This window comes from Dyella sp., assembly GCF_035685885.1.
Classification (GTDB): domain Bacteria; phylum Pseudomonadota; class Gammaproteobacteria; order Xanthomonadales; family Rhodanobacteraceae; genus Dyella.
The window spans coordinates 1-6,065 of the sequence record NZ_DASRZX010000027.1; the positions used below are offsets into that span (position 1 = coordinate 1).

7 protein-coding genes are annotated in these 6,065 nt (G+C 63.5%); 5 read left to right on the top strand and 2 right to left on the bottom strand.

Annotated features, from left to right (window positions below; translation table 11 throughout):
• Window positions 1-1,291, top strand: a 1,291-nt coding sequence (locus VFG49_RS03615; protein ID WP_324858143.1) for an ATP-binding protein, incomplete at its 5' end; no start/stop codon positions are given.
• Window positions 1,292-1,470: 179 nt separating this feature from the next.
• A complete protein-coding gene (locus VFG49_RS03620) occupies window positions 1,471-1,656 on the top strand; it encodes a CsbD family protein (RefSeq protein WP_324858144.1) in 186 nt (61 codons plus the stop codon).
• Between the two features lie 43 nt (window positions 1,657-1,699).
• On the opposite strand, the gene VFG49_RS03625 is transcribed toward VFG49_RS03620, so the two are convergent.
• Both VFG49_RS03625 and VFG49_RS03630 read right to left on the bottom strand, forming a co-directional pair.
• On the bottom strand, window positions 1,700-2,407 hold the full coding sequence (locus VFG49_RS03625; RefSeq protein ID WP_324858145.1) for a hypothetical protein: 708 nt from the start codon (window positions 2,405-2,407) through the stop codon (window positions 1,700-1,702).
• Window positions 2,408-2,495: 88 nt separating this feature from the next.
• Window positions 2,496-2,777 (bottom strand): hypothetical protein, encoded by a 282-nt coding sequence (locus VFG49_RS03630; protein ID WP_324858146.1) that lies wholly within the window; start codon window positions 2,775-2,777, stop codon window positions 2,496-2,498.
• 255 nt (window positions 2,778-3,032) lie between these two features.
• Here VFG49_RS03630 and VFG49_RS03635 point away from each other — a divergent pair, with 255 nt between their 5' ends.
• From VFG49_RS03635 to VFG49_RS03645, 3 genes are all read left to right on the top strand, one after another.
• Window positions 3,033-4,664, top strand: a complete 1,632-nt coding sequence (locus VFG49_RS03635; RefSeq protein WP_324858147.1) for a CHASE3 domain-containing protein — start codon at window positions 3,033-3,035, stop codon at window positions 4,662-4,664.
• Window positions 4,547-4,891: a response regulator gene (locus VFG49_RS03640; RefSeq protein ID WP_324858148.1), complete on the top strand. Its 345-nt coding sequence runs from the start codon at window positions 4,547-4,549 to the stop codon at window positions 4,889-4,891. Before VFG49_RS03635 ends, VFG49_RS03640 begins: the two co-directional genes overlap by 118 nt.
• A gap of 68 nt (window positions 4,892-4,959) precedes the next feature.
• Window positions 4,960-5,883 (top strand): Ku protein, encoded by a 924-nt coding sequence (locus VFG49_RS03645; protein ID WP_324858149.1) that lies wholly within the window; start codon window positions 4,960-4,962, stop codon window positions 5,881-5,883.
• Window positions 5,884-6,065 lie beyond the last annotated feature (182 nt).

A 6,065-nucleotide genomic window follows, 5' to 3' on the forward strand; every position in this document is an offset into this window, starting at 1 on the left:
CCGCTACATCGACTGGCGCGTTGCCCCCTACCGCGCACCGGACCTGAGCCTGGTGTTTGTCGAGGACGTCACCGAACAGTGGAAGCGCGAGGAACGGCACTTCGCTGCGCTCGAATCGGTGAACACACAGCTGGCCCAGGAGATCGCCGAGCGCGAGCGCACCCAATCCCAGTTGCACCAGGCGTTGAAGATGGATTCGCTGGGCAAGCTCACCGGCGGCATCGCGCACGACTTCAACAACCTGCTGACCACCATCATCACCGGCATCGACCTGATGAGCCGCCATGTCTCCGAAGGCCGCGTCGAAGGCGTGCAGCGTTTTGCGGACATGGCACTGGGTTCGGCGCGCAAGGCCGTGTCGCTGACGCACCGCTTGCTGGCGTTTGCGCGGCAGCAGCCGCTCGATCCCAAACCGGTGGACGTCAATCAGCTCGTGCGCTCGCTGGGCGACATGCTCCGGCGCACGATCGGCGAGCACATCGAACTGCGTTTCGACCTGATGGACGGCGCCAATATCGCCAACGTCGACGCCAACCAGCTGGAAAATGCCCTTATCAACCTGGTGATCAATGCGCGCGACGCCATGCCCAATGGTGGCGAGATCCGGGTGCTGACGGCAGCCGTATCGCTGCACGGTGACGAGGAACTCCCGGACGGGGATTACGTGCAGGTTGCCGTGATTGATAACGGCACCGGCATCGAGCCGGAGGTGCTGGAGCGTGTTTTCGAGCCGTTCTTCTCCACCAAGCCGATAGGCAAGGGCACCGGGCTGGGCTTGTCGATGATCTACGGCTTCTCGCGCCAGTCGGGCGGCCGCACCACCATCTGCAGCCAGCAAGGCGTGGGCACCGAGGTGCGCCTGACATTGCCGCGCGGCCAGCTGCAGGAAGAGGTGGAAGTCGACCTGGCAACCGACTGGGCGCAGGGGCAGGGTGAAAGCATCCTGATCGTGGAGGACAACACATCCCTGCGCGCGCTGGCACGCGAGCTTCTTTCCGACGCCGGCTATCGCTGCACCGAGGCGGAGGATGTGGAATCCGCGCTACGCGTGCTGCGTGGCGATGGTTCGATCCATCTCCTGCTGACCGACGTCGGACTGCCCGGCATGAACGGGCGGCAGCTGGCGGAAGCGGCGCGCGCCTGGCGGCCGTCGTTGCCGATCCTTTTCATGACGGGCTATGCCGAGAGCACGCTTTCCAACCAGGAAGTGCTCGATGAAGGCATGGATATCCTGATCAAGCCGTTCGAGATCGAGCAGTTGCTGAGCAAGGTGCGCGGCATGCTCGACTGAGCAACTGCGGATGAATCCGCACGCCGTGCGCATGTGGCGTTGGCGTTGCCCTAACAAACGGCATGGACAAGGCGACAGGCATGGCCTGCGTTGCGAAGCTTTTCGCAAATTTCACCCGTGTGGCACTTTTCAGAACCTAAAAAGATTCCCGCCGCAATCCAGCGGCGCAGGAGAATCTCATGGACAAGAATCGCGTAGAAGGTACCAAGCACGAAGTCAAGGGCGCCATCAAGGAAGGCGTCGGCAAGGTAACGGGTAATCCTGTCAAGCAGGCGGCGGGCAACATCGAAAAAAACGCCGGCAAGGTCCAGAAGGAGATCGGCAAGGAAAACGATCGCCAGCGGGATTACGACAAGCACCACTAAGCCCGGAACGGGGAGGGCGGCGCATCGATGGCGCCGCTTCCCCTCAGCCTGGAGCGAGCTCGCGCAGGACGTCCGCGCAACGCACGCTTTCCGAAGCGATGCGCTGCAATACCTGGGTCATTTCCGCACTGTCCTGTCCGCACGGCAGGCTCGATGCCAGATCGGTGAGAAGTACGATGTTGCTGAGGATGTTGTTGGCGCGATGGACGGCGTTGCCGAACGACGCGACCTGCGCGGAGGCAGCGTCCACGCCGGCCGCCGCTCCCATCATTCCCCAGCAGAGCAGGGGCCAGATGAGGACCCGCATTTCGCCGAGCAGGTCGATGGCTTCTATCGTGCTGGGTTCCTCGTGCGTGAAGTAGACGCCCAGAGAACCGAAGCGCACCGGCCCTTGTTGCAAGGCCACCATCGCGCCGCCGGTAAAGCCACGGTTGGCCAGCCATGGGTCGCTGGCAAGCTGGGCCGGTTCGGCATGCAATGGCAACGGCGACTGCAGGATGTTTTCCAGTGCGCTTCCGGTCAAAGGATAGGGATCGCGTGGCATCGACTGGGCGGCGGGCCCATGGACCCACGCCGCGGCACCGTGCGTGCCTGCACTGTTGAGGCGCAGGATGAAGCAGGCTTCCGCGCCCAGGGTTTCGCAGATCGTGGCCAGCAGCCAGTCCATGGCCTGGTCGGCCGTCGGCAAGCCATAGGCCTCGCTCATCCAGCGCGGGACGACATTGCCATAACGGGAGGCAGGCACTTTCATCGCTGGCCTGTGGCCAAGTCTGTTCACGGCAGGAATCGATTCCGGCGTGCCGTGGCGCCGTGCTAGCAAAGTATCCAAGCGGTAGGGCTCACCAACGAAGAACGGCGCGCGCGCGGACCATGCGATCGCGAAGATGGATGCCCACCCAGGCCACCCCGAATGCCAGCGGCAGCAGGGCGAGCCGCAATGCGGGCGAGGCCGCGGCGCAACCGGCCAGCAGGAGGCACGCCAGCAGCAGAAGAAGGTCGGCGCCCAGCCGCTTGCGCCGGATGTCGGCCACCTTCCGCAGATAGATCGCCACCGCTTCGTCGAAAGCCGCTTGTTCTCCAAGCGAGGCCGTCGTTCGTTCCCGGTTGGTCATCATGCGCATCACCTTCCCCCTGCCAGACGCACCACCTCGGTGCGTACGTGCATGGTAACGACCCCAAAGGTGACGACAGAATCAAGGAATCGTGTGAAGGAGATTGAACGCGAAATTATCGGCATCGAGGCGATTGACAGCCGTCCGGCGGCAGGGAAACTCGCAGCACTGGCGCACCGTGCCAGGGCCGGGTGACGCGGGAAAAACCCCTTGGGACGGGGCGCGGCGGGCAAGGGACGTGGTTCGGGGGATTCGATGAAATCGGTGGCGGTTCGTTCTCGCATCAGGCATGGCATCGTCCTGGGATTCACCCTGCTGGGGATCGCCTGCGTGCTCATCGTGCTGGCCGTCGCGTCCAGCTTCCGCGCCGAGCACTGGGTGGAGCACTCGCTGGAGTTGCATCAGAACACCTGGAAATTGTTCAGCCTCGTACAGGACGCGGAAACCGGGCAGCGCGGTTTTCTGCTGACCGGCGACCGCTCGTATCTCTCGCCGTACCTGGAGGCCAAGGCACAGCTGCCCCAGCGCGAGGCTGAGCTGCAGGGAATGATTGCGCTCAGTCCGGAACATGCGATCCAGCAACGGCAACTGTTCCGCCTGATCGACGCCAAGATGGACGAACTGGCACGTACCGTCGGTTTGCGCGAAGAGGGTCATGCTGACACTGTCGCCGGCATCGTCAAGGGCGACAGCGGGCGCCAGTTGATGGTGCAGATTCGCAGCATCATCACGCGCATGGACGAGGGCGAACGTGCGATGCTGCGGCAACGCACCCATGCCGCGGACGAACAACGATTCCTGTTGATGATCGCCATCGTGCTGGCCATCGGCCTGGCGGGCGCGCTTGCCTGGATGGTGATACGCGAAGGACGCGATCATGCGGACGCGCTTCGACGGTCAGTGGCATCGCTGCAACAGGAAATCCAGCAGCGCGAAGACATCGAGGCGCAGTTGCGCCAGTCGCAGAAAATGGAAGCCATTGGCCAGCTCACCGGCGGCGTGGCGCACGACTTCAACAACATGCTGGCCATCATCATCGGCAATCTGGAATTGCTGCTGCGGCGATTGCCCGAGGACGACCAGCGCCTGCAAGGGCCGGCCAATAACGCGTTGAATGGCGCCATGAAGGCCGGCGACCTGACCCGCCAGCTGCTGGCGTTCGCGCGTCAACAAGCTTTGCAGCTCAAGCCCACGGACATCAACCAGTGCATCCGCGACATGTCCTCGCTGCTGCGTCGCTCGCTGGGCGAAAACATCAAGATCGAGACCGTGCAGGCGGGTGGCCTGTGGCCGGGCTTTGTCGATCGCGCGCAGCTGGAGAGCGCCCTGGTCAATCTGGCGCTCAACAGCCGTGACGCCATGGGCGGATCGGGCAAGCTCACCATCGAGACGGCCAACACCGTGCTCGACAGCAGCTACGCCCTGCATCACCTGGAAGTGACCGCCGGCCAGTACGTGATGGTGGCCGTCACCGACACCGGCAGCGGCAGCGGCATGTCGGCGGAAGTCATGCAGAAAGCGTTCGATCCATTCTTCACCACCAAGGACCTGGGCAAGGGCACGGGACTGGGGCTGAGCCAGGTGCACGGGTTCGTGAGCAGTCGCATAGCCATATCAAGATCTACAGCGAGCAAGGTGTCGGCACGACCGTCAAGATCTACCTGCCGCGCGATTATTCGGAAGCGGTGGAACCGCCCCTGCCGGCCACGCAGGATGCGGCGCTGCTGTCGCAGCACAAGGTACTGGTGGTGGAAGACGACCAGGATGTGCGGGTCTTCGTGGTCAATGCGCTCCACGAGATCGGCTACGCCACGGTGGAGGCGGGCCATGCCGAGGCGGCGCTGCGCGCCTTGGACGAACATCCCGATATCGACATCCTGCTTACCGACGTGGTGATGCCGGGCATCAACGGGCGCCAGCTGGCCGCGCGTGCGCAGGAGAAACACCCCGGCCTGATCGTGGTGTACATGACCGGCTATACGCGCAACGCCATCGTGCACAACGGCATCCTCGATCCCGGGGTTCGCCTCATCAGCAAGCCTTTCACGATGACGGAACTGGGCCGGGAGCTGCGCGCCGCACTGCAGGAAAGCGCGCGAAACCAGCTAGATCCGGCTTTTTGACGCCCGGCTCACCCGTTGCTCACGCGCGCGGGCTTCTGCTGCGAGGACGCCCTTTGAGGAGTCCCCCCATGGCCCGCCCGATCTGGACAGGAACACTTTCCTTCGGACTGCTGAACGTCCCGGTGTCGGTTATGCCGGGAGAACGCAGGGTGGACCTGCACTTCCGCATGCTCGACAGCCGCAGCAACACGCCCATCCGGTACGAGCGCGTGAACGCCGAAACCGGCGAGGAAGTGCCGTGGAAGGACATCGTGCGCGCGTACGAATACAAGAAAGGCAGCTACGTCGTGCTGCGGCCCGAGGACATCAAGTCCGCCTCGCCAGAAGGGCGCGAGGCGGTGGAAGTGGAGGCGTTCATCGATGCGGCCTCCGTCGGCCCGGAGTATTACGAAAAGCCTTATGTGCTGGTGCCCGGCAAGAAAGCCGAGAAGGGCTATGTGCTGTTGCGCGAAACGTTGCGGCGCACGGGGAAGATCGGCATTGCCCGAGTAGTGATCCGCACGCGCGAATACCTGTCCGCGGTGATCCCCAAGGGCGACAGCCTGCTACTGGTGCTGTTGCGCTATCCGCAGGAGCTGGTGGATGTGGACGAGTACGGGTTGCCCGAAGGCAAGCCCGCCAGCTATCGCATCACCGCCAAGGAGATGGACATGGCCGAGCAGTTGATCGAATCCATGTCAGGCGAATGGACACCCAAGGATTATCGCGACGAATTTCGCAACCGCCTGCTTGATGTGATCCAGAAGCGCATGAAGTCCAAGGGCGCGGTGATCGCGGAGGAGGAAGAGTCCGAAGCGCCGGAAAACTCGGCCACCAACGTGGTCGATTTCATGTCGCTGCTGCAGAAAAGCCTCGCCAGCAAGAAGCGCACGCCCGCCAAGAAAGCCGTCCCGCGCAAGAACGCGAGCAGCACGTCGACGCGCAAACGTGCCACCGCCAAGCCCGCCAAGAAAACCGCCACGCGCAAGCGCACGTCACGTCGTTCCGCATGATCGTCGTGGCCTGCGCGCTGTCCCCGTCACCGTCATGAGAAGCGTGCGATGAGCCTGCGCGAATACCATCGCAAGCGCGATTTCTCCCAGACCCGGGAGCCCAAGGCGACCGGGCGTGCGGGCAGCCAGCCGATCTTCGTCGTGCAATTGCACCACGCGCGCCGACGTCATTTCGATTTCCG